At 72.9% G+C, this 22,835-nt stretch carries 23 protein-coding genes; 14 read left to right on the forward strand and 9 right to left on the reverse strand.

The window, feature by feature from the left end; genetic code table 11:
• The first annotated feature begins 14 nt into the window (after nt 1-14).
• From ACFYON_RS15760 to ACFYON_RS15770, 3 genes are read left to right on the forward strand one after another with little or no spacing between them, the layout of a single operon-like run.
• Nucleotides 15-317: a hypothetical protein gene (locus ACFYON_RS15760; RefSeq protein ID WP_355094278.1), complete on the forward strand. Its 303-nt coding sequence runs from the start codon at nt 15-17 to the stop codon at nt 315-317.
• Nucleotides 317-1,180 carry a methyltransferase domain-containing protein gene (locus tag ACFYON_RS15765; RefSeq protein ID WP_387320845.1) on the forward strand — a complete coding sequence of 288 codons (864 nt, stop codon included), beginning with the start codon at nt 317-319 and terminating at the stop codon, nt 1,178-1,180. The genes ACFYON_RS15760 and ACFYON_RS15765 overlap by 1 nt, the downstream gene beginning before the upstream one ends.
• 44 nt (nt 1,181-1,224) lie before the next feature.
• Nucleotides 1,225-1,623, forward strand: coding sequence for a hypothetical protein (locus tag ACFYON_RS15770; protein WP_355047447.1), 399 nt, complete (start codon nt 1,225-1,227; stop codon nt 1,621-1,623).
• Between the two features lie 31 nt (nt 1,624-1,654).
• Here the strand turns inward: ACFYON_RS15770 and ACFYON_RS15775 are convergent, their stop codons facing one another.
• Complete coding sequence (locus ACFYON_RS15775) at nt 1,655-3,472, reverse strand: family 20 glycosylhydrolase (RefSeq protein ID WP_387320847.1); 1,818 nt, start codon at nt 3,470-3,472, stop codon at nt 1,655-1,657.
• Nucleotides 3,473-3,783: 311 nt separating this feature from the next.
• Between ACFYON_RS15775 and ppdK the strand changes: the two genes are divergently transcribed.
• The 9 genes from ppdK to ACFYON_RS15820 all read left to right on the forward strand — a co-directional run bounded on the left by ppdK (nt 3,784) and on the right by ACFYON_RS15820 (nt 13,823).
• Nucleotides 3,784-6,519 carry a pyruvate, phosphate dikinase gene (gene ppdK / locus ACFYON_RS15780; protein ID WP_354872477.1) on the forward strand — a complete coding sequence of 912 codons (2,736 nt, stop codon included), beginning with the start codon at nt 3,784-3,786 and terminating at the stop codon, nt 6,517-6,519.
• 114 nt (nt 6,520-6,633) lie between these two features.
• A complete protein-coding gene (locus tag ACFYON_RS15785; protein ID WP_354872474.1) occupies nt 6,634-6,981 on the forward strand; it encodes a VOC family protein in 348 nt (115 codons plus the stop codon).
• Complete coding sequence (locus ACFYON_RS15790) at nt 6,978-8,204, forward strand: deoxyguanosinetriphosphate triphosphohydrolase (RefSeq protein WP_354872472.1); 1,227 nt, start codon at nt 6,978-6,980, stop codon at nt 8,202-8,204. Before ACFYON_RS15785 ends, ACFYON_RS15790 begins: the two co-directional genes overlap by 4 nt.
• Nucleotides 8,205-8,243: 39 nt before the next feature.
• Entirely contained in the window at nt 8,244-9,074 is an 831-nt protein-coding gene (locus tag ACFYON_RS15795) for a siderophore-interacting protein (RefSeq protein ID WP_354872469.1), read from the forward strand.
• Nucleotides 9,075-9,237: 163 nt separating this feature from the next.
• Nucleotides 9,238-10,212, forward strand: a complete 975-nt coding sequence (locus ACFYON_RS15800) for an ABC transporter ATP-binding protein (protein WP_355015149.1) — start codon at nt 9,238-9,240, stop codon at nt 10,210-10,212.
• Nucleotides 10,209-11,060: an ABC transporter permease gene (locus tag ACFYON_RS15805; RefSeq protein WP_355015150.1), complete on the forward strand. Its 852-nt coding sequence runs from the start codon at nt 10,209-10,211 to the stop codon at nt 11,058-11,060. Before ACFYON_RS15800 ends, ACFYON_RS15805 begins: the two co-directional genes overlap by 4 nt.
• Before the next feature lie 10 nt (nt 11,061-11,070).
• Complete coding sequence (locus ACFYON_RS15810; protein ID WP_013287928.1) at nt 11,071-11,316, forward strand: helix-turn-helix transcriptional regulator; 246 nt, start codon at nt 11,071-11,073, stop codon at nt 11,314-11,316.
• 72 nt (nt 11,317-11,388) lie between these two features.
• On the forward strand, nt 11,389-13,284 hold the full coding sequence (dnaG, locus tag ACFYON_RS15815) for a DNA primase (RefSeq protein WP_354872459.1): 1,896 nt from the start codon (nt 11,389-11,391) through the stop codon (nt 13,282-13,284).
• Nucleotides 13,284-13,823, forward strand: coding sequence for a hypothetical protein (locus ACFYON_RS15820; protein ID WP_354872456.1), 540 nt, complete (start codon nt 13,284-13,286; stop codon nt 13,821-13,823). Before dnaG ends, ACFYON_RS15820 begins: the two co-directional genes overlap by 1 nt.
• Before the next feature lie 3 nt (nt 13,824-13,826).
• Here ACFYON_RS15820 and ACFYON_RS15825 read toward each other — a convergent pair whose 3' ends face one another.
• The 5 genes from ACFYON_RS15825 to ACFYON_RS15845 are packed head-to-tail and all read right to left on the reverse strand — an operon-like array spanning nt 13,827 to nt 16,791.
• Nucleotides 13,827-14,201: a type II toxin-antitoxin system VapC family toxin gene (locus ACFYON_RS15825; RefSeq protein WP_354872453.1), complete on the reverse strand. Its 375-nt coding sequence runs from the start codon at nt 14,199-14,201 to the stop codon at nt 13,827-13,829.
• The gene (locus ACFYON_RS15830; protein ID WP_354872450.1) at nt 14,198-14,452 is read right to left on the reverse strand and encodes a type II toxin-antitoxin system prevent-host-death family antitoxin; all 255 of its coding nucleotides are present in this window, start codon (nt 14,450-14,452) and stop codon (nt 14,198-14,200) included. Before ACFYON_RS15830 ends, ACFYON_RS15825 begins: the two co-directional genes overlap by 4 nt.
• Nucleotides 14,453-14,485: 33 nt before the next feature.
• Nucleotides 14,486-15,043, reverse strand: a complete 558-nt coding sequence (locus ACFYON_RS15835) for a TetR/AcrR family transcriptional regulator (RefSeq protein WP_354872447.1) — start codon at nt 15,041-15,043, stop codon at nt 14,486-14,488.
• Nucleotides 15,040-15,864 carry an ABC transporter permease gene (locus ACFYON_RS15840; protein ID WP_387320850.1) on the reverse strand — a complete coding sequence of 275 codons (825 nt, stop codon included), beginning with the start codon at nt 15,862-15,864 and terminating at the stop codon, nt 15,040-15,042. Before ACFYON_RS15840 ends, ACFYON_RS15835 begins: the two co-directional genes overlap by 4 nt.
• A gap of 3 nt (nt 15,865-15,867) precedes the next feature.
• Nucleotides 15,868-16,791, reverse strand: a complete 924-nt coding sequence (locus ACFYON_RS15845) for an ABC transporter ATP-binding protein (RefSeq protein ID WP_354872442.1) — start codon at nt 16,789-16,791, stop codon at nt 15,868-15,870.
• Nucleotides 16,792-16,869: 78 nt separating this feature from the next.
• Between ACFYON_RS15845 and ACFYON_RS15850 the strand changes: the two genes are divergently transcribed.
• Together ACFYON_RS15850 and ACFYON_RS15855 are read left to right on the forward strand one after the other, a co-directional pair.
• Nucleotides 16,870-17,409, forward strand: coding sequence for a GNAT family protein (locus ACFYON_RS15850; RefSeq protein ID WP_355047449.1), 540 nt, complete (start codon nt 16,870-16,872; stop codon nt 17,407-17,409).
• A 420-nt stretch (nt 17,410-17,829) separates the two neighbouring features.
• A complete protein-coding gene (locus ACFYON_RS15855) occupies nt 17,830-19,080 on the forward strand; it encodes a cation:proton antiporter (RefSeq protein ID WP_355047450.1) in 1,251 nt (416 codons plus the stop codon).
• 12 nt (nt 19,081-19,092) lie between these two features.
• Here the strand turns inward: ACFYON_RS15855 and ACFYON_RS15860 are convergent, their stop codons facing one another.
• The 3 genes from ACFYON_RS15860 to ACFYON_RS15870 are packed head-to-tail and all read right to left on the reverse strand — an operon-like array spanning nt 19,093 to nt 22,801.
• Nucleotides 19,093-20,064, reverse strand: coding sequence for a TAXI family TRAP transporter solute-binding subunit (locus ACFYON_RS15860; protein ID WP_355047451.1), 972 nt, complete (start codon nt 20,062-20,064; stop codon nt 19,093-19,095).
• The gene (locus tag ACFYON_RS15865; protein ID WP_354872434.1) at nt 20,061-20,450 is read right to left on the reverse strand and encodes a roadblock/LC7 domain-containing protein; all 390 of its coding nucleotides are present in this window, start codon (nt 20,448-20,450) and stop codon (nt 20,061-20,063) included. The genes ACFYON_RS15860 and ACFYON_RS15865 overlap by 4 nt, the downstream gene beginning before the upstream one ends.
• Nucleotides 20,447-22,801 carry a sensor histidine kinase gene (locus ACFYON_RS15870; protein WP_354872431.1) on the reverse strand — a complete coding sequence of 785 codons (2,355 nt, stop codon included), beginning with the start codon at nt 22,799-22,801 and terminating at the stop codon, nt 20,447-20,449. Before ACFYON_RS15870 ends, ACFYON_RS15865 begins: the two co-directional genes overlap by 4 nt.
• Between the last annotated feature and the right edge of the window lie 34 nt (nt 22,802-22,835).

The following is a 22,835-nucleotide window of genomic DNA, read 5'->3' on the forward strand; positions in this document are numbered from 1 at the left end:
TCTATCGAAAAGAGTTGATCATCGTGCCGTTCGGTGTGGTTCAGGAGATGCCCGGCGTCAGCGAGGACGAATACCGGCTGGTCGAGCGACACCTCGGTCCCGACCGGCCGCCGGGCCTGCTCGCCCACGTCGCCGGGCCGGTCGAGGGCGGTTGGCGCATCATCAACATCTGGCAGGACGAGGCCGCGTTCCGGCGCTTCCAGTCCGAGCGACTCGTCCGGGCGGCGGGCCTGGCGGCCCAGGCCGACGGATTCGACGCGAGCAAGGCCGCCGGCTTCCGGTCCGTGACGGTCGACGGCGCCGAGATGCCGTTCTGATGGCGGACCTGGCCGACCTGCGGGACCGCAACGCCGCCTTCTGGTCGGGGGCGGCACCGGGCTGGGTGCGCCACGCCGACCGCCAGGACCACTGGGGGCGACGACTCGGCGCGGTCGCCCTGGAGTGGCTGCGCCCGCGGCCGGGCGAGCGGATCCTCGACGTCGGCTGCGGCTGCGGCGGCACCACGGCCGAGTTGGGGGCGGCGGTCGGGCCGACCGGGGAGGCCGTCGGCCTCGACCTGTCCGCCGAGATGCTGGCCGCCGCCGTCGCGCGCTTCCCGAACGGCCGTCATCCTCGGCTGCGGTTCATGGTGGCCGACCTGGACACCCTGGACGTCGTCCCGGGCGCGCCGTTCGACGCGGTGCACTCCCGGATGGCCCTGATGCTGCTCGCCGACCCGGTCACCGGGTGCCGCACCCTACGGCGGGCGCTGCGCCCCGGGGGACGGCTGGCGGCGACCGTCTTCCGGGACGGGAGCACGACCCCGTGGCTGATCGCGGCGGTGCTCGGCGCCGCCCCGCACGTCGGGGCGCTGCCGCCACTGCCGGTCGGCGACGAGCCGGGGCCGTTCGCCCTCGCCGACCCGGCGCGGGCCCGTCGCGTCCTGGCCGAGGCCGGATTCGACGACATCGCGGTCGACTCCCACGACGTCACCCTGACCGCACCCGACGACCCGGACACCGTCGCCGACTGGCTGATCGAGGTCGGCCCGGCCGGGGCCGTGTACCGGGCCGCCGGCCCGTCGCGGCAGGCCGCGGCGCGGGCCGGGGTGGCCGCACTGCTCGCCCGGTTCCGCGAGCCCGGGGCCGGCTACCGGCTGCCCGGCGGTCTCCTGCTGCTCACCGGACGGGCACCGGCATGACGCCCGCTTCGAGACCAAATCCGACACGTAAGGACGGTCAGCACATGAGCCCGGTCAGGCACGTCACGCTCGTCACCTCGGTGATCACGCTCGGCATCGCGTCGTTGGCCGGCTGTTCCGAGGCCGACGGCCCGTCCAGCCCGCCCTCGCCGGGCGCCGCGGCGCCGAGTCCGACCGCCACCGAGGTCCCGTGCGGGGCGATCGCCGACACGGTCAGTCGGCACCTCCGGTCGGACCAGGTCCGCGCGGTGACAGTGGAGGGGCAGTGCACCACGGTCGTGGTCGCCACCACGCTGGGCGACGGTGACGCCGGCCCGGGCCGGCAGTTGTGCGACCGGGCGGGCGAGGTGGCCTACTCCGGCGACGTCAACTCGCTCCGGGTGCTGAGTGGGTCCGGCAGCGAGCTCGCCAACGGGATCACCGGGATGAGATGTCTGACCTGACTGTGAGGCTGGCCGGACGACGCCACCGGCCTCACCCCAGCGGCGTGCGGTCGTGACCGGGCCGGTCGGTCGGGCGGTGCTGCGGTGGCACCGTCACCGGCCAGGGGATCTCGGGGGAGGGGTGGAAGGTGATGCCGGCGGTGGTCCAGCGCGGGCCTTGGCCGGCCAGCCGGCTGCGGAACCGGGGCCAGTCGTGCGTCTCGCGCGGTGACCAGCCCAGCTCGGCGACGGCGGGCAGGCGTGGGAAGAGCATGAACTCGGCCTCGGCGATCGTGGTGACCGACTCGGTCCACAGCGGCGCCTCCACCCCCAGCACCGCCTCGGCCGGTACGCCCCGCACGTGGGTCGCCGGATCCCACTCGTACGCCCGGCGTACGTCGATAAGACCGGCCCAGTCGTTCCCGATCGGGGTGTCCTGGGCGTACTTCATGTCCAGGTACGCGCGGTTGCCGGGGGAGAGGATCAGCCGGGCGCCCCGGCGTACCGCGTCGGCGGTCTCCGGGTCGTCGCCGTTCGTGCCCCACCACTGCAGGACGCGCCCGTCGACGTGTTCGGCCGGGGCGAGCTGGTGCCAGCCGACGACTGTCTTGCCGGTGACGGCGACCAGCCGCTGCGCCCGGTCCACGAAGGTGCGGTAGCTGTCGGCCGGCACCTTGAACGCCTCGTCGCCGCCGAGGTGCAGCCACGGTCCGGGCGTCAGCGCGGCCACCTCGCCGACCACGTCCGCGACGAAGTCGTACGTCCGCTCGTCGGCGGGGTCGACGTAGCTGAACCCGACCTCGGTGCCGGTGTACGGCGGCGGCGCGATCTTGCCGGGCGCCAGCTCGGGGTACGCGACGAGCGCCGCGTTGGTGTGGCCCGGCAGGTCGATCTCGGGCACCACGGTCACGTGGCGGCGGGCGGCGTACGCGACGATGCGGCGGTAGTCGGCATGGGTGTACCAGCCGCCCTGCCCGCCCCCGACAGCGGTCGCGCCGCCGACCTCCGCGAGCCGGGGCCAGGAGTCGACGGCGATCCGCCAGCCCTGGTCGTCGGTGAGGTGCAGGTGCAGGTGGTTGAGCTTGTAGCGGGCCAGGTGGTCGACCACCCGCAGTACGTCCTCGACGGCGAAGAAGTGGCGGGCGACGTCGAGCATGGCGCTCCGGTAGGGAAAGCGCGGCCGGTCGACGATCGTGCCGCCGGGCACCGCCCAGCGCGCGGCGACCACGGTCGGGCTCTCGATCGGCGCGGGTAGCAGCTGCCGCAGCGTCTGCGCGCCGTGGAACAGTCCGGCCGGGGTGGCGGCGGTGATCCGGACGCCGCCGGCGGTCACGTCGAGCCGGTAGCCCTCGTCTCCGAGCCGTGTGCCGTCCGGCTCGCCGGATCGGGCGAGGGCGGCCGGGGACAGCGTGAGCGTCGGCAGGCCGCCCTCGGGGGCGTCGGCGACCGGGAGCGGGAAGCCGGTGGCCGGGCGCAGCCAGGCGGCGAGCTGTTCGGCCACGTCCCGCCCCGCGGGGCTGACCCGCAGCACCGCGTCCGCGCTCAGGGTGAAGTCCGACGCCGGGTCCGGGACCACCCGCTCGGGCGCCGGCACCACGTCGTCGAGGCGGACCGGTGCCGCTGTGGCGAGCGCGCCGTCGGCGCGGCTCGCGGCCACACGCGCCAACTCGGCGGCGGGCGCCGGCACGCCGGGCAGCCCTGCGTCCGCCGCGGCACCGGCCGGCGCTCCCGCACCGGCCGAGGGCACCGCACCGGCGAGGGACGCCGCACCGGGCGGCGACATCGGGGGTACGTCGCCGGAAGGTGTGCTGGCAGGGCGGGTGGCGGTCGGCTCCGGCCCGGTCTCCGGGGCGGTGGGGGTCGTCGGCACGACGGCGGCTCCGAGGGTGTATTCGCGCGGGATATGGCAAAGGTGAGGATCCGCGAGATGTAGTGACGTCAAGAGTACGAGAGGAAGCGGAATTGCGTGATCGTGCTCGTGGAAGCGTTCCCAAAAACCCGTACGAACGCGGATTGTGGTGACCGTTGTGCCGAAAGTCACCGAACGCTCCCAGGTTTCGCGAAACTCGCCTAGCCTTCGGCCCACCGACGCTGACGAGCCGGGATTGCCGGTGGTCACTACCGGGGTATGTCCGAACTGAACCTTCGTTAAGTGTCAATGGCGCGCGTGGGAGGGCTCTGGTGGCAGCGCACGATTCGGTCGAGCGGAAGTACGTCTACGACTTCGCCGAGGGCAACAGGGATCTCAAGGATCTGCTCGGCGGCAAGGGGGCCAACCTGGCCGAGATGACGAACCTCGGGCTGCCGGTCCCGCCCGGCTTCACGATCACCACCGAGGCCTGCAAGACGTACCTGACGACCGGGCGCGAGCCGGACGGCCTGGCCGCGCAGATCGAGGCGCACCTGGAGTCGCTGGAGCGCGAGATGGGCCGGCGCCTCGGCGACCCGGACGACCCGCTGCTGGTCTCGGTCCGCTCCGGCGCCAAGTTCTCCATGCCCGGCATGATGGAGACCGTCCTCAACGTCGGCCTCAACGACCGCAGCGTCGAAGGACTCGCACGGCAGGCCGGAGGCAGTGCTGACCGGGTCGCCTCCGGCGGCGCGGATCGGTTCGCCTGGGACTCCTACCGGCGGCTGATCCAGATGTTCGGCAAGACCGTCTGCGAGGTGCCGGGCGAGGAGTTCGAGCACGCGCTGGACGAGATCAAGAGCGCCAAGGGCACGCACAACGACCTGGACCTGGACGCCGACGACCTGCGCGGGCTGGTCGACGCGTACAAGAAGATCTTCGCCAATCACACCGGCCGCGAGTTCCCGCAGGAGCCGCGCGAGCAGCTCGACCTCGCCATCCGCGCGGTCTTCGACTCGTGGAACGCCGAGCGGGCGGTGCTCTACCGCCGGCAGGAGCGCATCCCGGCCGACCTGGGCACCGCCGTCAACGTGGTCGCGATGGTGTTCGGCAACCTCGGCCCCGACTCGGGCACCGGCGTCGCGTTCACCCGCGACCCGGGCAGCGGCGCGCAGGGCATCTACGGCGACTACCTGGCGAACGCCCAGGGCGAGGACGTGGTCGCCGGCATCCGCAACACGGTGCCGTTGCAGGAGCTGGAGCAGCTCGACAAGGCCTCCTACGACCAGCTGCTCGGCATCATGGCCCGGCTGGAGGAGCACTACAAGGACCTCTGCGACATCGAGTTCACCATCGAGCGCGGCAAGCTCTGGATGCTCCAGACCCGGGTCGGCAAGCGTACCGCCGCCGCCGCGTTCGTCATCGCCGGGCAGCTCGTCGACGAGGGCCTGATCGACCTGGACGAGGCGTTGCACCGGGTCAACGGCGCGCAGCTCGCCCAGCTCATGTTCCCGCGCTTCCAGCTCGACCACGAGTTCCAGCCGGTCGCCAAGGGCATCGGCGCCTCCCCGGGCGCGGCGTCCGGCAAGGTCGTGTTCACCTCGGCCCGCGCGGTCGAGCTGGCCGCCGAGGGCGAGGCGGTGATCCTGGTCCGCCGGGAGACCAACCCGGACGATCTCAACGGCATGATCGCCGCCAGGGGCATCCTGACCTCGCGGGGCGGCAAGACCAGCCACGCCGCCGTGGTGGCCCGCGGCATGGGCAAGACCTGCGTCTCCGGCGCCGACGAGCTGGAGGTGAACGTGCCGGCGAAGAAGTTCACAGTGGGCGGCCACGTGGTGAACGAGGGCGACGTGATCTCGATCGACGGCACCACCGGCACTGTCTACCTCGGCGAGGTGCCGGTCATGCCGTCGGAGGTGGTGCAGTACTTCGAGGGCGAACTCGACCCGGAGACCATCGACGACGCGCTGGTCCGCGCCGTACACCGGATCATGACGCACGCCGACGCCACGCGGCGGCTGCGGGTGCGCACGAACGCCGACACCGGCGCGGACGCGGCCCGGGCGCGGCGCTTCGGCGCCGAGGGCATCGGCCTGTGCCGCACCGAGCACATGTTCCTCGGCGACCGCCGCGAGCTGGTCGAGCGGCTCATCCTCGCCTCCGGCGCGCGGGAGCGCGAGGACGCGCTCGCCGCGCTGCTGCCGCTGCAGCGGGCCGACTTCGTCGAGATCTTCCGGGAGATGGAGGGCCTGCCGGTCACCGTGCGGCTGATCGACCCACCGCTGCACGAGTTCCTGCCCCCGCTGGAGCAGCTCGCGGTGAACGTCGCGGTGGCCCAGGAGCGCGGCGAGGACGTCGCGAAGGAGGAGGCGTTGCTCGCCGCCGTGCGGCGGATGCACGAGGAGAACCCGATGCTGGGCCTGCGCGGCGTCCGGCTCGGCCTGGTCATCCCGGGCCTGTTCGCCATGCAGGTCCGCGCGATCGCCGAGGCCGCCGTCGCCGTCGTCCGCGACGGGGGTACGGCCTACCCGGAGATCATGGTGCCGCTGGTCGGCGCCGTGCAGGAACTGGAGACGGTACGCGCCGAGGCCGAGCGGATCATCGCCGAGGTGGTCGGGGACAGCGGCGTCGAGGTGCTGATCGGCACGATGATCGAGGTGCCCCGGGCGGCGCTGACCGCCGGGCAGATCGCCGAGGCGGCCGAGTTCTTCTCCTTCGGCACCAACGACCTGACCCAGATGGGCTGGGGCTTCTCCCGCGACGACGTGGAGGGCGCGTTCTTCTGGCGCTACCTGGAACTGGGCATCTTCGGCATCTCGCCGTTCGAGTCGATCGACACCGACGGCGTCGGCCGGCTGATCCGCATCGCCGCCGAGGAGGGCCGGGCGGCCCGTCCAGGGCTGAAGCTCGGCGTCTGCGGCGAGCACGGCGGCGACCCGGACTCGGTGCACTTCTTCCACGAGGTCGGACTGGACTACGTCTCCTGCTCGCCGTTCCGGGTGCCGGTGGCCCGGCTGGAGGCGGGTCGCGCGGCCATCACCACCACCGGTTCGGACTCCCGCTGACCGACGGGGGGCCGCCGGTGCTCGCCGGCGGCCCCGCGTACGCCCGACGCGCCTTTCCGGTCTCCTCGGCGTAACCTGAGCTTCCGCCACGTGTCGATCAGGAGGGGTGGGCGCATGACCGCCGTCTGGGAGAACCTGACCATCGACGCCCGGGACCCGTCCCGGCTCGCCAGTTGGTGGGCGGAGGCGCTCGGCTATCAGGTGATCTCCGACAAGCCGGACGAGGTGGAGATCCGCCGCACTCCCGACACCGCGCCCGGTCTCGTCTTCGTCCCGGTCGCCGGGCCGAAGGAGGGGAAGAACCGGCTGCACATCGACCTGCGTCCGGCCGACATGGAGGCCGAGGTGGAGCGTCTTGTCGACATGGGCGCGCGGCACGTCGACATCGGCCAGGGAGACGTGGAGTGGACGGTGCTCGCCGATCCGGAGGGCAACGAGTTCTGCGTGTTGCGGGAGAGATGAGCGACGCGGCCCGGCTGGTCGACGAGGCGCCGAAGGACACCGGGCACGGCCGGTCGCCGTTCGAGCGGGACCGCGCCCGCGTGCTGCACTCGGCGGCGTTCCGCCGGCTCGCCGCGAAGACCCAGGTGCACGCCGCCGGGACGAACGACTTCCTGCGTACCCGGCTGACCCACTCGCTGGAGGTCGCGCAGATCGCCCGCGAGATGGGCGCCCGGCTGGGCTGCGACCCGGACGTGGTGGACACCGCCGGGCTGGCGCACGACCTGGGGCACCCGCCGTTCGGGCACAACGGGGAGTACGCGCTGGACGAGCTGGCCGCCGCCTGCGGCGGCTTCGAGGGCAACGCGCAGACGCTGCGGGTCGTCACCCGGCTGGAGGCGAAGGTGTTCGCCCCGGACGGGCGCCCGGCCGGGCTGAATCTGACCCGGGCCGCGCTGGACGCGGTGAGCAAGTACCCGTGGCCGCGCCGGCCCGGTGAACGCAAGTTCGGCGTGTACGCCGACGACCGCCCGGTCTTCGACTGGCTGCGCGAGGGCGCCCCGCCCGGCGACCGGCGCTGCCTGGAGGCTCAGGTGATGGACTGGGCCGACGACGTGGCGTACTCGGTGCACGACGTCGAGGACGGCATCCACGGCGGGTACGTCGACCTGCGCCCGCTGCTGGCCGAGGAGGACGAGCGGCGGGCGCTCTGCGCCGACGTTGCCGCCACCTACTCCGGCGAGGCGCCGGAGGACCTGGGCGAGGTGCTGGGTGAGCTGCTCGCCGATCCGGTTCTCGCCCCGCTGGCCGCGTACGACGGCAGCCACCGCGCCCTCGCCGCGCTGAAGGCCACCACGAGCGTGCTCACCGGCCGGTTCGTCTCCGCAGTGGTGGCCGCCACGCAGCAGCGCCACGGCCCCGGCCCACACCGCCGCTACGCCGCCGACCTGGTGGTGCCGCGCCGGATCCGGGCGCAGTGCGCGCTGCTCAAGGGCATCGCGCTGCGGTACGTGATGCGCCGCCCCGGTGCGGAGGAGCGCTACGCGCGGCAGCGGGACGTCCTGGCCGGGTTGGTCGTGGCACTGCTGGACCGGGCGCCGGACGCGCTGGATCCGATGTTCGCGCCGCTGTGGCGGGACGCTCCGGATGACGCCGGGCGGCTGCGCGTGGTGATCGACCAGGTCGCCTCGCTCACCGATCCGGCCGCGCTGGCCTGGCACGCCCGCCTGGTGTCACCGAGCTGACGGATTCACCGCCGCGGAGCTTAGGCTAGCCTAAGCGTCATGACGGACCGCCCGAAGAAGCTCACCGCCGCCACGGTCGTCCGGACCACGCGGCCCACGGCGCACCTGATCCGCCTCGTCCTGGGCGGTCCCGAGCTGGCCGGGCTGCCCGTCGGCGCGTACACCGACCACTACGTGAAGTTCGTCTTCCCGCCGGCCGGGGTGACCTATCCGTACCCGGTCGACCTGGCCACGATCAAGCGGGAGTTCCCGGCGGAGCAGTGGCCGCGTCTGCGCGCGTACACGGTCCGGGCCTGGGACGCCGCGGCCGGTGAGATGACAGTGGACGTGGTGCACCACGGCGACGAGGGGCTGGCCGGGCCGTGGGCGGCGGCGCTGCGTCCCGGCGACCGGGTGTTGTTCACCGGGCCGGGCGGGGCGTACGCGCCGGACCCGGCGGCCGACTGGCACCTGCTGGCCGGCGACGAGAGCGCGCTGCCGGCCATCGCCGCCGCCCTGGAACGGCTGCCCGCCGGGGCCCGCGCGACGGTGTACGTCGAGGTGGGCGGCCCGGCCGACGAACTGCCGCTGACCAGTGCCGCCGCCCTCGACCTGCGCTGGCTGCACCGGGACGGGCGCCCGTACGGCGAGCCGCTGGTCGAGGCGGTCCGGGCGCTGGAGTTCCCGCCCGGCCGGGTGCACGCGTTCGTGCACGGCGAGGCCGGCGCGGTCAAGGAGCTGCGGCGGCTGCTGCGCCTGGAACGCGGCGTGCCCCGGGGTGACCTGTCCATCTCCGGCTACTGGCGGCGCGGCATGGACGACGAGGGCTGGCGCTCCACGAAGCCGGCCTGGAACGCCGCGGTCGAGGCCGAGGAGGCCGCCGCCGCCTGACGGGCCTCCCGAGGCGTTCGCCGGATCCGGCTGGGCGCCGACCTGGATCGTCATGATGTTCAGCGCCGGCGTGGGCATCGGCCCCCGTCACCCGCTGGTTCCACAGGCCTCGCGGCTGAGTGGGGGTACCTCGATTTGTAGTACAGGTGCTACATTTCGAGGCATGACTGCGGTCGAACTCTCCGGGACCGTCGCGGCCCCGCGACCACCCGACGAGGATCTCGTCCTCGACGTGCGGGATCTGCGCATGCGCTACGGCGCCGTCGACGTGCTGCACGGCGTCGACCTGACCGCCCGGCGGGGCGAGGTGGTGGCGCTGCTCGGGCCCAACGGCGCGGGCAAGACCACCACCATCGAGATCCTCGAAGGCTTCCGGCTGCCCTCGGCCGGCACGGTGCGGGTGCTCGGCACCGACCCCGCGCGCGGCGACGAACGGTGGCGCGCACGGCTGGGCGTGGTGCTCCAGTCCTGGCGCGACCACGGCAAGTGGCGGGTGCGGGAACTGCTCGCCCACCTCGGCGACTTCTACGCGCCGTACGCCACCGACCGGATCCCGCGCCCGTGGCCGGTCGACGAGCTGCTGGAGACGGTGGGCCTGGCCGCGCACGCCGGCAGCCGGGTGGCCCGGCTCTCCGGCGGCCAGCGCCGCCGGCTCGACGTCGCGGTCGGCATCGTCGGCCGGCCGGAGCTGCTGTTCCTGGACGAGCCGACTGTCGGCTTCGACCCGGCCGCCCGGCGCGAGTTCCACGAGCTGGTGCACCGCCTGGCCGACCTGGACGACACGACCATCGTGCTGACCACGCACGACCTCGCCGAGGCCGAGAAGCTGGCCGACCGCATCCTCATCCTGGCCGGTGGCCGGATCATCGCCGAGGGGTCCCCGGACCAGCTCGCCCGGCGCGTGGCGGGGGACGCCGAGGTGCGCTGGACCCGCGACGGCGAGCGGTACGTGCACGCCACCCCCGACGCCACCGCGTTCCTGCGCGCCCTGCTCCGCGAGCACGGCGACCGGATACAAGAGCTGGAGGTGCGCCGGGCCAGCCTGGAGGACGCGTACCTGGCGCTGGTGCACGAGGAGGAGACGGGTATCCGTACCGGCCGGGCCGAGCGGGTGTGGCAGCAGGAGGCGAACCGATGAACCCCACCACGAACGCGCTCCGGGCCGGGCTGCGGCGCGGCGTGATCGAGCTGCGCGCCACGTTCACAAACGGCCAGGACCTGTGGACCTACTTCTTCCCCACCGTCGTGCTGCTGGTCGCCGTGTTCTGGATGCGCGGCTCGACGGTGCCCGGCACCGACTTCTCCCTCGGCGCCCGGACGCTGCCCAGCGCGCTGGGCATGGGCCTGCTCTTCGGTGGCCTGCTCGGCCTGGCCAACCAGCTCGTGATCGACCGGGAGGACGGCACGCTGCTGCGCGCCAAGGCGATCCCGGACGGGATGCTCGGCTACCTGGTCGGCAAGATCGTGCTGGTCGCGGCGGTCTCGCTGATCGGCGTAGCCATCCAGCTCACACCCGGCCTGTTCTTTCTCGACGGGCTGCGGCTCGGCGACCCCGGCGCCTGGCTCACCCTGGCCTGGGTGGTGCCGCTCGGGCTGGTGGCGACGCTGCCGCTGGGCGCGGTGATCGGCTCGCTGGTCGAGAACCCGCGCAACATGGGCCTGGTGGTGATGCCGATCTTCGGTCTGATCGCGATGTCCGGCATCTTCTACCCGATCAACGACCTGCCCGGCTGGCTGCAGGGCGTCGCCCAGGTCTTCCCGCTCTACTGGCTAGGCTTGGGCATGCGCTCGGCGCTGCTCCCGGCCGACCTGGCGGCTGTCGAACTCGGCGGCTCCTGGCGGCACCTGGAGACGCTCGGGGTGCTCGGCGCCTGGGCGGTGCTCGGGCTGGTGCTGGCCCCTGTGGTGCTGCGCAGGATGGCCCGCCGGGAGTCCGGCTCGCGGGTCGCCGCCCGGCGGGAGCGGGCCATGCAGCGGGTCGGATGAGAGGGCGTCGATGAGCGAGACAGTGCACAACCGCATCGCGGTGCTGCGCGCCGAACGGGGCATCTCCCGGCGGCAGCTGGCCGACGCGCTCGGTGTGCACTACCAGACAGTGGGTTACCTGGAGCGCGGCGAGTTCCGGCCCAGCCTGCACCTGGCGCTGCGCATCGCCGCGTACTTCGAGGTGCCGGTCGAGGTGGTGTTCTCCATCGAGCCGTTCCCACGCATCGGCGACCCCGCGGCGGCCCGCTCGGCCTGAGCCGTCGGGACGGGCGTGGTCGGCCACACGCCCGTCCCCCCGGCCGCCGGAACGCCGGTCCGGCAGGGCAGGATGTACGCCGAGGGGGTGGCGGTCATGGCGGGGCGGATCCGGGACGAGGACATCGCGCTGGTCCGCGAGCGCACCGCCATCGCGGACGTCATCTCCGAGGTGGTGACGCTCAAGTCGGCCGGCGGCGGCAACCTCAAAGGGCTCTGCCCGTTCCACGACGAGAAGAGCCCGTCGTTCAACGTCTCGCCCGCCCGCAACGTGTTCTACTGCTTCGGCTGCGGGGTCGGCGGCGACGCGATCAAGTTCCTGATGGACGCCGAGCACCTCAGCTTCGTCGAGTCGGTCGAGCGGCTGGCCGCCCGCGCCGGCATCCAGTTGCGCTACGTCGAGGACGACAGGTCCGCGCCGCGGCCCCGGCCGCAGCAGGGGCAGCGGCAGCGCCTGGTGGCCGCACACGCCGCCGCCGCCGACTTCTACCAGGCCCAGCTCACCACCGCCGGCGCCCGCCCGGCCCGCGAGTTCCTCGCCCGGCGCGGCTTCGACCGGGCCGCCGCCGAGCGGTACGGCTGCGGATTCGCCCCGGACGCCTGGGACCTGCTCACCAAGCACCTGCGCCAGCAGGGCTTCACCCACGACGAGCTGGTCACCGGCGGCCTCTCCCGCCCGGCCCGCTCCGGCTCGCTGATCGACCGTTTCCGCCGTCGCCTGATGTGGCCGATCCGGGACATCACCGGCGACGTCATCGGCTTCGGCGCCCGCAAGATCTTCGACGACGACGACGGCCCGAAATACCTGAACACCCCCGAGACGCCGATCTACAAGAAGTCGCACGTCCTCTACGGCATCGACCAGGCCAAGCGGGAGATCGCCAAGCAGGGCAAGGTGGTGGTGGTCGAGGGCTACACCGACGTGATGGCCTGCCACCTGGCCGATGTGCCGACAGCGGTGGCGACCTGCGGCACCGCGTTCGGCGGTGACCACATCTCGGTGCTGCGCCGGGTGCTGTTCGACAGCGACGAACGGGCCGGGGAGATAATCTTCACCTTCGACGGCGACGCGGCCGGGCAGAAGGCCGCGCTGCGCGCCTTCGAGGACGACCAGCGCTTTGTCGGGCGTACCTTTATCGCGGTCAGCCCGGACAACATGGACCCGTGCGAGCTGCGCCTGGCAAAGGGCGACCTGGCCGTACGCGACCTGGTGGCCCGCCGCGAGCCGCTCGTCGACTTCGCGCTCCGGCACATGATCAACCGGTTCGACCTGGACACCGTCGACGGCCGGGTCGAGGCCATGCGCCGCGCCGCGCCGCTGGTGGCGAAGATCAAGGACCGGGAGAAGCGCCCGGAGTACGTGCGCAAGCTCGCCGGTGACCTCGGCATGGAGATCGAGCCGGTGCAGCGTGCGGTGCTCACCGCCGCGCACGGGCAGCCGGCGCCCGGCAACCGCGCCGCGCCCGCGCGCCCCGCCCGGGCCGTGCCCGCTGTGGACAATCCCCGGTCCATGGTGGAGCGGGAGGCGCTGAAGCTGGCGTTGCAGGAGCCGGTACTGGCCGGCCCGATGTTCGACGCGGTCGAGGCGGGCGACTACCAGCACCCGGTGCACGTCGCGGTGCGCGCCGCCGTGGCCGCGGCCGGCGGCGCGTCCGGCGCCACCGGCGGCGCGGTCTGGATCGAGCGGGTCCGCGACGCCTGCGACGACCTGGCCGGGCAGGCGCTCGTCGGTGAGCTGGCGGTGGAGCCGCTGCGCATCGACGGCGAGCCCGACCCGCGGTACGTCTCGATCACCATGGCCCGGCTCCAGTGGAGTTCGGTCACCGGCCGCATCCGGGACCTGAAATCGAAGGTCCAGCGGATCAACCCGGTGAGCAACAAGGACGAATACTTCGCGCTGTTCGGGGAACTGCTCTCGCTGGAACAGCACGCACGGGCACTGCGCGAGCAGGCCGCCGGAGGTTTGTGATGGGTCTGTTCAACCGCCGGCCGAAACTCCCGTCGGCCGACCGGCCGCCACTGGCCGCCGACGAGCGGGTGCTCGCCTGGGCCGCCGCGGGGACCGGCGAGGGCGGCAACGACGGCGTGCTGGTCGCCAGTAACCGGGGGCTCTGGCTGCCCGGCCGGGTGGACCGCATCGGCTGGCACGACATCCTCAAGGCGGTCTGGTCGGGCCGCGAGCTGACAGTCACCCCGGCCGAGCCGGTCGCCGAGCACGACGGCTACCTGGTGGTCGCCGACGGCCTCCCCGAGACGTACCTGCTCGTCGACCCCGGTGACCTGCCGCACCAGGTCCGGGCCCGGGTCACCGGCTCGGTGGCGTACACCTCGCACCACGAGATGCCCGGCGGCGCCGGGCGGATCGCGGCCCGGCGGGTGCCCGGGGTCGACGGTCTGACCTGGACGGTCCGCTACGACCCGGGGACACCCGGCGACGAGGCGGTGACCGCCGAGACCGCCCGGCTGGTAGCGGCGGCGCGTGCCGCCACCACCCCCGCCGACGCCTGAGGCCTACACCTTGAGGACGTCGACCTCGTAGAGCGGGATGGAAGCGTCGCGGGTGGCCAGGGTCAGGTTCTCCGTGATCGCCTGCGCCACCAACATGCGGTCGAAGGGATCCCGGTGATGCGGCGGCAGGCGGCCTGCGGTGATGGCGTGGCCATGGGTCACCGGTAGTTCACGGAAACCCATGTCCCGCACCCGCTCCGCGAGTTCGGGAGGACCGGCGAGCTTTCCCGCCTGCTGCTTGATCGTGATCTCCCAGAGGCTGACCGGGGAGAGGAAGATGTCGGGATCGTGGCGTAGCCGGTCGAGGAACTCGACGCCGAGGGTGGCGTCGCCGGTGATCGCCCAGAGCGCGACGTGAGTGTCCAGCAGCAGGGTCATGCGCCGATCCCGAAGTCGGCGGCGATCTCGGCGTTGGTCTGCGGCGAATCCCAGTCACCCGAGAGGTCCACCTGCCCCGCGAGGGAGCCGACCGCCGTGCGGTCGGTCCGGCGCACCAGCGGTACGACCTTTGCCACGGGGGTGCCCGCCCGGTCGATGATGATCTCTTCGCCGCGCTCCACCCGCTCGATGATGCGCGACAGGTGCGTCTTGGCGTCATGCATGTTGTAGTGCACAGCCTCAGCGGACACAGCGCGACCTCCTCGGTTAGCTAAGTGCTTAGTTTAGACACGTGGGCGGGCGCCGTCGAGGAAGAGCGCGACGACCCGGGCGGGTCCGGTGTCGTCGGTGAGGTCGGCCGCGCGGGCCAGGTGCAGGAACGCGTTCATCAGGAACTCCGGTTCGCCGGTGACGGCGCCCTCGTCCCGGGCGTCGGCGAAGAACCGGGTCACCGGCGCCAGCATCAGGGCGACGTAGAGGCCCGAGACGTGCTCGCTGGTCTCGGCGGAGACGAGCGGCAACGTGTCGTAGATGCGCTGCTCGAACGTGATCGCGTCGCCGTGCTGCCCGGCGGCGACGGTGGCGAGCGCGTGCAGCCGCCGCGGCACGTCGCCGGGGCCGGACAGCGCCGCCGAGATCAGGCCGCCGACGTCGCGGATGTACCGTTCCGCCACCGCGATGTAGAGGTCCTCCTTCCCGCCGGGGAAGTGGTGGTAGATGGACGGCTTCTGGATGCCGACGCTGCGGCCCACGCCGACCAGGGAGATGCCCTGGTAGCCGGTCGCGGCGAGCTGCTCGGCGAACGCGTCCATGATCTGGGTGCGGGTGTCGGTGGGGCTCATCGGTTCTCTCTCGCGTGGCGGAGGGCGAGGGCGCAGGCGGCGGTTCCGGCGACGGCGAGGGCGGCGATCGCCGTGACGCCGATCGGAGCCGCGGTGAGCGACGCGTCCCCACCGAGCTGGCGGGCGGTGTCGACGATATAGGTGAGCGGGTTGACGACGGCGATCACCCGCATCCAGCCGGCGAGTTCGTCGACCGGCGCGAACACGCCGGTGAAGAACGACAGGCCGAACACGGCCAGCGTGACCAGGTTGGTGGTCGACGCCGAGGCCGAGCGGATCGCGAGCGCCATGCTCAGCAGCGCGACACCGAGGCCCAGGGCCAGCATCAGCAGCAGCATCCCGGCGACGCCGGACCAGCTCTCCGGCCGGTAGCCGATCGCCGTGGCCCCGGCCACGGTCACCGCCATCTGGAGGACGACGGCGATCAGCGCGGCGACGACCGGGCCGACGAGGAACGGTGTCGTGGTGCCGTGGGCGAGCCGGAGGCGGTCCAGATATCCGCTGGTGAGGTCGCCCAGCACCAGCGTGCCCGCCGCGCCCGCGCCGGTGGCGACGCCGGTGAGCAGGATCAGCGGGAGCAGGAACGCGATGAAGCTCGTCCCGTCCAGGTAGGCGCTGCCGACGGAGTCGAGCTGGCCGGCGTAGACGAGCAGGAAGAACAGGGACTGCGCGACCGGGGCGATCAGCAGCGCGGGCGTACGGAGCACGGCCCGGGTCGAGCGTCTGATCGCCGCGAGGACGACAGGGGCCGGCGAGCGGCGAGGCGGGGTGACTGCGAGCGGGAGCACGGATTCGGGCCTTTCGGGGTTCCGGTGGGGCACGCCTCAGCGGGCGGCGAGGGCGACGAAGACGTCGTCGAGGGAGGGCTCGGCGAGGTGGAGCCGGGTGATGTCGGCGGCGGCGTCGCCGGCCTCGGCCAGGGCCTTCGCCAGGGCCCGCGGATCGTCGGGCACGCTGAGGCGTACCCGGTCCGGGTGATCGGGGTCGGCGCGGAACCCGGCCTCGGACGCGGCGGCCAGCGCGTTCGCGGCGTCCGCGCCGGACATGTCGAGCGTCAGCGTACGAGCGCCGACGCGCTGCTTGAGCGACGCCGGTGACCCCTGGGCGACCACCCGGCCGTCCCGGAGCACAGCGATCTCGGTGGCCAGCACGTCCGCCTCGTGCAGGTCCTGGGTCGAGATGAGCAGCGACGTTCCGCCCTGGTTGAGACGGGTCAGCTCGGTCCAGAAGTCGATGCGCGCGAGCGGGTCCAGGCCGGTGGTCGGCTCGTCCAGGATCACCACGGCGGGCTCGGCGACGAGCGCCACGGCCAGGTCCAGCTTGCGGCGGGTGCCGCCGGAGAGCTTGGCGACCCGGGTCGAGCGGTGCTCGCCCAGGCCGAACAGGTCGACCAGCTCCCGGGTACGGCGGGCCCGGTCGCGGCGTCCCAGCCCGAGCGCGACGCCGTGGAAGTCGAGCACCTCCGTCGGGGAGGCGAGCGGGTCCAGGGCGTTCGTCTGCGGCGTGAGACCGATCAGGCGCCGCGCCTCCCGTGCCTGCGTCACGGTGTCGAACCCGCCGACGCGTACCGAGCCGGACGTCGGGGTGCGCAGCGTCGCGACGATCTCCAGCAGCGTGGACTTGCCCGCGCCGTTGTGGCCGAGCACGACGAACCGGCTGCCGGGCGCGACGGTCAGGTCGAGCGCGCGCAGGGCGTCCCGGTTCCCATAGGTCTTGGTCAGGGCGGTGGCGAGCACGAGCGGGGTCATGGCCGCCACCCTACCGACCGGTCGGTAGGCACGCCAAATCCGGTTGTCGGCCCCTCCACCGGCCGTTAGCGTCGCGGCATGTTCGCCACCGACCGGGTCCGCCTGCGCCCGCCCACTCCCGACGACGCGCCGGACCTGTTCCGCCTGCACGCCGATCCGGAACTGCACCTCCTGACCGACGACGACCCGTTCCTGCCGCACCACGTCGACCAGGTCCGGACTCGGCTGGAGAAGCGCGCCGCCGAGCAGCCGGACGTCGGCGCTCCGGTGTCGCTGCTGGCCGAGACCGTGTCCGACGGCACGTTCCTCGGCACCGGCGTGCTGTGGGGCATCAACACCTTCAACGGATACGCCCACCTCGGCATCATGCTGCTGTCGGAGGCGCGTGGCCAGGGCTACGGGACCGAGGTGATCCGGCTGCTCTGCCGGTACGGCTTCCGCAACCGCAACCTGCGGCGCCTGGAGATCGAGACGCTCGCCGGCAACACGGCCATGCGGCGTACCGCCGAGAAGTGCGGTTTCGTCCACGAGGGCACCCAGCGGGAGCGCGGGTACGACGGCGACGGCTTCGGAGACATGGTGATCTACGGCCTGCTGCGGCGCGACTGGACGCCGTAGCCGGCGCGGCGGGGTCATTCACCTAACCGCCTGCCTGTCGGTCGGCCGGGAGCGCTGCCGGGCGCGGCTGGGTGTTAATCGGTAACACATTTTCGTGAATATCTCCCGGCGCGAATCAGGAGAACGTCCTATTGAAACGATCTCTCCTTGATTGATGCAAGGAATTGCGCTCGGAGTGTGCCCGATTCCTTGCACGTCGATCCACCTGCGGCTCCGATCCCCCCTGGTGGGAGGTGGAGGGGGACGCGGGAAGGCTTCTCGTACGCGAGTCGCGATTTCGTGCACAGTCTTCAATGGGCGTCAATGCCACACAACGTCTGTCAAGGCATTGAACGGCGTTTATTTCGTGCTAGCGTGCCGTGCGATGTCGCGATTCGCGAACCCCTTCCCGGAACCGCACCGCCGGATCGGAGTTGCCAAATGGCCCCACACCAAGCGACGTTCCTTCTGCTCGATCTGGCCCTGATCCTGCTCATCAGCCGGGTCTTCGGCACCCTGGCCGGCCGGTTCGGGCAACCAGCAGTCATCGGTGAGGTGATCGGCGGCATCCTGGCGGGCCCGACCCTGCTCGGCAGCGACCTGTCCACCGCGCTGTTCCCCACGGACGTCCGGCCCTTCCTCACCGGCCTGGCGAACATCGGCGTCGCCATCTTCATGTTCATGGTCGGTCTCGAGGTGAACCGCAAGGCCATGCGGGGGCAGGGGCCGATCGCGGTGACGGTGTCCCTGAGCTCCATCCTGTTGCCGCTGGGCCTGGGCGTCGCGCTCGCCACGTTCCTCTGGACCCGGCATCCCGGCGAGCACCGGCTCGGCTTCCTGCTCTTCGTCGGAGCGGCCATGTCGGTGACCGCATTCCCCGTGCTGGCCCGGATCCTCACCGACCGCGGACTGAGCCGGACGCCCCTCGGCGGGCTCGCCCTCGCCTGCGCGGCGGTGGACGACGTCCTGGCCTGGACGCTGCTGGCCGGCGTCATCGCCATCGCCGGGACCGGCTCGTCCGATCAGCTGCTGCTGTTGATGGTCGTGCCGTACCTCGGGGTGATGCTCGGCGTGGTGCGCCCGCTCCTGCGGCGGATCCTCTCACCGTCGGCCGTGCTCACGCCCGGGTTGCTCGCCACCGTCTTCATCGGCGCGCTCCTGTCGGGCGCCGCGACCGAGTGGATGGGCCTGCACTTCCTCTTCGGCGCCTTCCTCTTCGGCGTACTGGTGCCGAGGGAGGGCACGGAACGCCTGCGCGGCGACATCCTCGGCAGCGTCGAGCGGTTCAACGGGACGCTGCTGCTCCCGGTCTTCTTCGTCGTCGCGGGCTTCAAGGTGAACCTGTCCGGCATCGGCGCCGGAGGGCTGGTGGAGTTCGCACTCATCCTGCTCGTCGCCATCACCGGGAAGTTCGGCGGCGCGTACGCGGCGGCCCGCCTGCACGGCCTGCCCGCGCGCAGGTCGGCCATGCTGGCGACGCTGCTGAACACGCGCGGGCTCACCGAACTCATCATCCTGAGTGTGGGGCTGCAACTGGCCCTGCTGGATCAGGAGCTCTACTCGATGATGGTGGCCATGGCGGTGATCACGACGGCGATGGCGGGACCGCTGCTGCGGATCTGGCACCGCGACGCCGACAACGCCCCGGACCCGCTGCCCGAACCACTCACCGCCGCCGGCCGGCCCGCCTGAGCGGGGACGGACTCAACCGGTCCGGTAGAACCGCTGCGCACCCGGGTGCAACGGGATCGGCCGGGTCGCCGCGGCGCTCGCCCGGTTGAAGTTCGCCGCCTCCGGGTGCACCTGGATCAGCTCCCCCTGCCAGGTGAACAGCACCCGGGTCAGGTCGTACGCGAGTTGCTCCGGCATGTCCGCCGCCACCAGGATCACGTTCGCCACGGTGATGGTCGGTGTCGGCTCGGGTGTGCCGTAGACGTCCTTCGGCAGCGTGGCGGTGGTGTAGACCGCGCCGAAGCGGGCGCTCAACGGCTCGATCAGCTCGTCCAGCGGCAGCAGCCGGAACGTGCCCGGCGAGGAGGAGAGCAGGTCCTTGACGCCCGGCGTGGGCAGGCCGCCGGAGAAGAACATCGCGTCCAGGCCCTTGGACCGCATCCGCTTGACCGTCTCCGGCAGCGACAGGTTGAACCGCTGGATGTCCCGGGTCGGATCGATGCCACCGGCGGTGAGCAGGCGCCCGGCGATGATGTCGGTGCCGGACTTCGGTGAACCGGTGGAGATGCGCTTGCCGCGCAGGTCGGCGAAGCTGCCGATCTTGCCGTCGGCGCGGACGATCACGTGGGTGTAGTTGCTGTACACCCGGGCCAGCGCCCGCACCGGCTGCGGCTGCTTGTCGAACGCCCCGCGCCCGTCGACCGCGTCCGCCGCCGTGTCGGCAAGGCTGAACGCGATCTCCATGTCCCCGCCGGCCACCCGGGTGATGTTCTCCACCGACGCGCCGGTCGGCTCCGCCCGCGCCTCGTACCCGGGCAGGTGGCGGCTGATCAGGTCGGCGTACCCGCCGCCGAGCTGGTAGTAGACGCCTGTGGTGTTGCCGGTGGCCAGGAAGATCCGGCCGCCGTGCCACGACTCCGGAGCGGAGTCCTCTGCCGCGCAGCCGGCGGTCACCAGCACCGCCGTCATCAACGCGGCCAGCAACCGCAGCGGGCGGCCGGTCATCGGCGGGCCGCCGGTTCCAGCGCCTCCGCGACCCGCTGCACCAGCGTCGCCGTCTCGTAGCCGATCTGGCCCAGGTCGCAGCCGGGTGCGGCCAGCACGCCCAGCAGCGCCCGCTCGCCCACCGCCATCACCAGCATCACGCCGCCGTCCATGTCCACGATCTGCTGGCGTACCCGGCCGGCGGACATCAGCCGGGCCGCGCCCACGGTCAGGCTCGCCAGCCCGCTGATCACCGCCGAGAGCTGGTCGACCTGATCGGGTGCGAGGTCCGGCGAGGACGCCAGCCGCAGCCCGTCCTCGGAGACCGCGAGCGCGTGCGAGACGTCCGGCACCTGCTCGGCGAAGTTCGCCAGCAGCCAGTCCAGTCCGGTGGACGGTGAGGTCATGGTCTTCTCCCGTTGGGTGTGGTGTTCGGGGCACGGCGCGTGGCGCTGGCCACCCCCTCGGCGAGGGCGGACAGCCGGGCGCGTACCACTTCGGGGTCGAGCAGGTCGGTCGCCGGCGGCGGCGCGGGGGCATCCGGCATCTGCTCGGGCAGGTGCCCGCCCACCGGCCGCCGGGGCAGCCCGGCGGCGGTGGTCGGTACGGGCGTCGGCGGCGTGCTCATCGGCCGGATCCGGGCCGCGCTCGGCGCCAGCAACGCGGCACCGGGCGTGCGGACGGCGGCGACCCCGCGCACCGGGCCGACAGCGGCCGTGGCGGTGGTGACCAGCTCACGGGAGCCGGGCGCCGACCGAGCGGCGGGCCCGGCCTTGAACCAGGCCGCGGCGCGCGGTCGCCGTTCCACGGCCGGCCGGGAGGCCACCGACTCCACCCGGGTCAGCACCGACTCCGGTACGTCGACCTGCGCCACCGTCCCGCTGCCCGGGTTGTGCAACTGCACCCGGATCCCGTGCCGCGCGGCCAGGTGGGCCACCACGTGCAGGCCCATGCTGCCCGCCGCGGCGCTGGAGAGCGTGGCCGGCGCGGCCAGCCGCTCGTTGATCTCGGCGAGCCGGCTCTCGCTGACGCCGATGCCCTGGTCACGTACGCGCAACACCAGGCCGTCGACGGTGCGCCGGCCGTCGACGAACACCCGGGCGTCGGGCGGCGAGTAGACGGTGGCGTTCTCCAGCAGCTCGGCCAGCAGGTGCACCAGGTTTCCGGCCGCCACGCCGTGCACCGCCGCGGTCGGCACGTCGATCTCCACCCGCAGGTAGTCCTCGATCTCGGAGGCCGCCGCTCGCACCACGTCGTCGAGCAGCAACGCGCCCTCGTGGCCCCGGCCGGGCTCGCCACCGGCGAGCACCAGCAGGTTCTCCCCGTTACGCCGCAGCCGGGCGGCGAGGTGGTCGAGCGCGAACAGCCGGGCCAGCGCGTCCGGGTCGGTCTCCTCACGCTCGAAGTCGTCGAGCAGCCGCAGTTGCCGGGTGATGAGCGTACGGATGCGCCGGGCCAGCGCCTCCGCCATCCGCGTCACGTCCAGCCGCAGCTCGGCCTGCTGCCCGGCCAGCCGCAACGCCGCCCGGTTCACCGTGTCGAACGCCTCGGCGACCTGCGCCACCTCGTCCTGGCCCCGCCGGATCCCGTCGGTCATCCGGGTCGCCGGACCATCGGCGGGTGTCCGCTCGCCCGCCGCGATCGCGGTGATCCGTTCCGGCAGCTCCCGGTTCGCCATGGTCAGCGCGGCCACCCGCAGCCGGCGCAGCCGCCGGCTGGTGCGTACCGCCAGCAGCACGGCGGTGACCAGCGAGCCGAGCGCGACCGTGCTCGTCGCGCCCGCGGTCAGCACCGCGCGCACCCGCGCCTCGCTGGCCAGGTCCGCCGCGTCCCGGTCCAGCACGTCGGTCAGATCCCGGCCGAGCAGGTTGTACCGGCGGATCGCGCCGCTCTGCGCCACGTACCAGGCGTCACCGTCGGTCTTCACCGTGCCCTGCGCGCCGTCGGAGTCGAGGACGGCGTCACGCATCCGCCGAGCCGTGGTCACGTCGGCGCCGTCGACCAGGCGGTACCAGGCCCTGTTCGCCGGGGCGGAGGCGATCCGCAGGAACTCGGCCTGACGCTGCTCCCGGGCGCCCCGCAGCCGGCCCAGCCGGGCCAGTTCGCCACTTTGCAGTCCACCCCGGACGAACACCGCCCGTAGCAGGTCGCGTTCCAGCGCGGACAGGTGCTCCTGGGTGGCCACCGAAGCCACCTCGCGCGCCTGGTTGGCCAGTTCGGCGTCGCGGAGCTGGCTCGGCAGCGCGTCCGCGACAGCGAGCAGCGACTCCACAAGCGACACGTACGCCGGGTCGGCGCGCTCGCCGGTCAGGGCCAGATCCCGGGTGGGCGCGAGCTGTTCCAGGCGCCCGCGCGCGTCGTCCAGCACTCCGGCCAGATTCGGGGCGGCTCGGCGCGCGTCTCCCTGGGCCGAGCGGTAGCGGTCCACGGCCGTGTCCACCCGGCGGCGCTGCGCGTCCACGAGCGGGCGGCCGGACGTGCCGCCGCGCTGGCGCAACGCGGCCGTCTCGCCCAGTTCGCGTTCCAGCTCGTGCACCAGCCGTACGGTGGCGGTGGCGGTGCCGGCCAGCACGCGTGCCCGGTCGGCGTCGACGGACGCGTCGAGCGCGGCGTCGGTCTGCGCCGCCCCCAGCACGACCAGGCCGGCGGTGGCCACCAGGATCGGGGCCAGCAGTTGGACGCGGACCGAGCGGAGGCGTCCGGTGCGGTCCGCGGAGCGGTGATGCCGGCGTACGCGGGCCGGGTGGGGCAGCGGCACGGGGGTCTCCGGATCGGGTCGGTGGGCCGGGCCC

Source organism: Micromonospora sp. NPDC005686 (assembly GCF_042871665.1).
In the GTDB taxonomy this organism is placed as follows: Bacteria; Actinomycetota; Actinomycetes; order Mycobacteriales; family Micromonosporaceae; genus Micromonospora.

Coding starts and splice junctions, on each gene's coding strand:
- ACFYON_RS15820 (WP_354872456.1), top strand. CDS start 13,284: ATGGGTCTGTTCAACCGCCGGCCGAAACTCCCGTCGGCCGACCGGCCG.
- ACFYON_RS15790 (WP_354872472.1), top strand. CDS start 6,978: ATGAGCGACGCGGCCCGGCTGGTCGACGAGGCGCCGAAGGACACCGGG.
- ACFYON_RS15765 (WP_387320845.1), top strand. CDS start 317: ATGGCGGACCTGGCCGACCTGCGGGACCGCAACGCCGCCTTCTGGTCG.
- ACFYON_RS15805 (WP_355015150.1), top strand. CDS start 10,209: ATGAACCCCACCACGAACGCGCTCCGGGCCGGGCTGCGGCGCGGCGTG.
- ACFYON_RS15850 (WP_355047449.1), top strand. CDS start 16,870: ATGTTCGCCACCGACCGGGTCCGCCTGCGCCCGCCCACTCCCGACGAC.
- ACFYON_RS15855 (WP_355047450.1), top strand. CDS start 17,830: ATGGCCCCACACCAAGCGACGTTCCTTCTGCTCGATCTGGCCCTGATC.
- ACFYON_RS15825 (WP_354872453.1), bottom strand. CDS start 14,201: ATGACCCTGCTGCTGGACACTCACGTCGCGCTCTGGGCGATCACCGGC.
- ACFYON_RS15785 (WP_354872474.1), top strand. CDS start 6,634: ATGACCGCCGTCTGGGAGAACCTGACCATCGACGCCCGGGACCCGTCC.
- dnaG (WP_354872459.1), top strand. CDS start 11,389: ATGTACGCCGAGGGGGTGGCGGTCATGGCGGGGCGGATCCGGGACGAG.
- ACFYON_RS15800 (WP_355015149.1), top strand. CDS start 9,238: ATGACTGCGGTCGAACTCTCCGGGACCGTCGCGGCCCCGCGACCACCC.
- ACFYON_RS15865 (WP_354872434.1), bottom strand. CDS start 20,450: ATGACCTCACCGTCCACCGGACTGGACTGGCTGCTGGCGAACTTCGCC.
- ACFYON_RS15835 (WP_354872447.1), bottom strand. CDS start 15,043: ATGAGCCCCACCGACACCCGCACCCAGATCATGGACGCGTTCGCCGAG.
- ACFYON_RS15795 (WP_354872469.1), top strand. CDS start 8,244: ATGACGGACCGCCCGAAGAAGCTCACCGCCGCCACGGTCGTCCGGACC.
- ACFYON_RS15770 (WP_355047447.1), top strand. CDS start 1,225: ATGAGCCCGGTCAGGCACGTCACGCTCGTCACCTCGGTGATCACGCTC.
- ACFYON_RS15845 (WP_354872442.1), bottom strand. CDS start 16,791: ATGACCCCGCTCGTGCTCGCCACCGCCCTGACCAAGACCTATGGGAAC.
- ACFYON_RS15810 (WP_013287928.1), top strand. CDS start 11,071: ATGAGCGAGACAGTGCACAACCGCATCGCGGTGCTGCGCGCCGAACGG.
- ACFYON_RS15860 (WP_355047451.1), bottom strand. CDS start 20,064: ATGACCGGCCGCCCGCTGCGGTTGCTGGCCGCGTTGATGACGGCGGTG.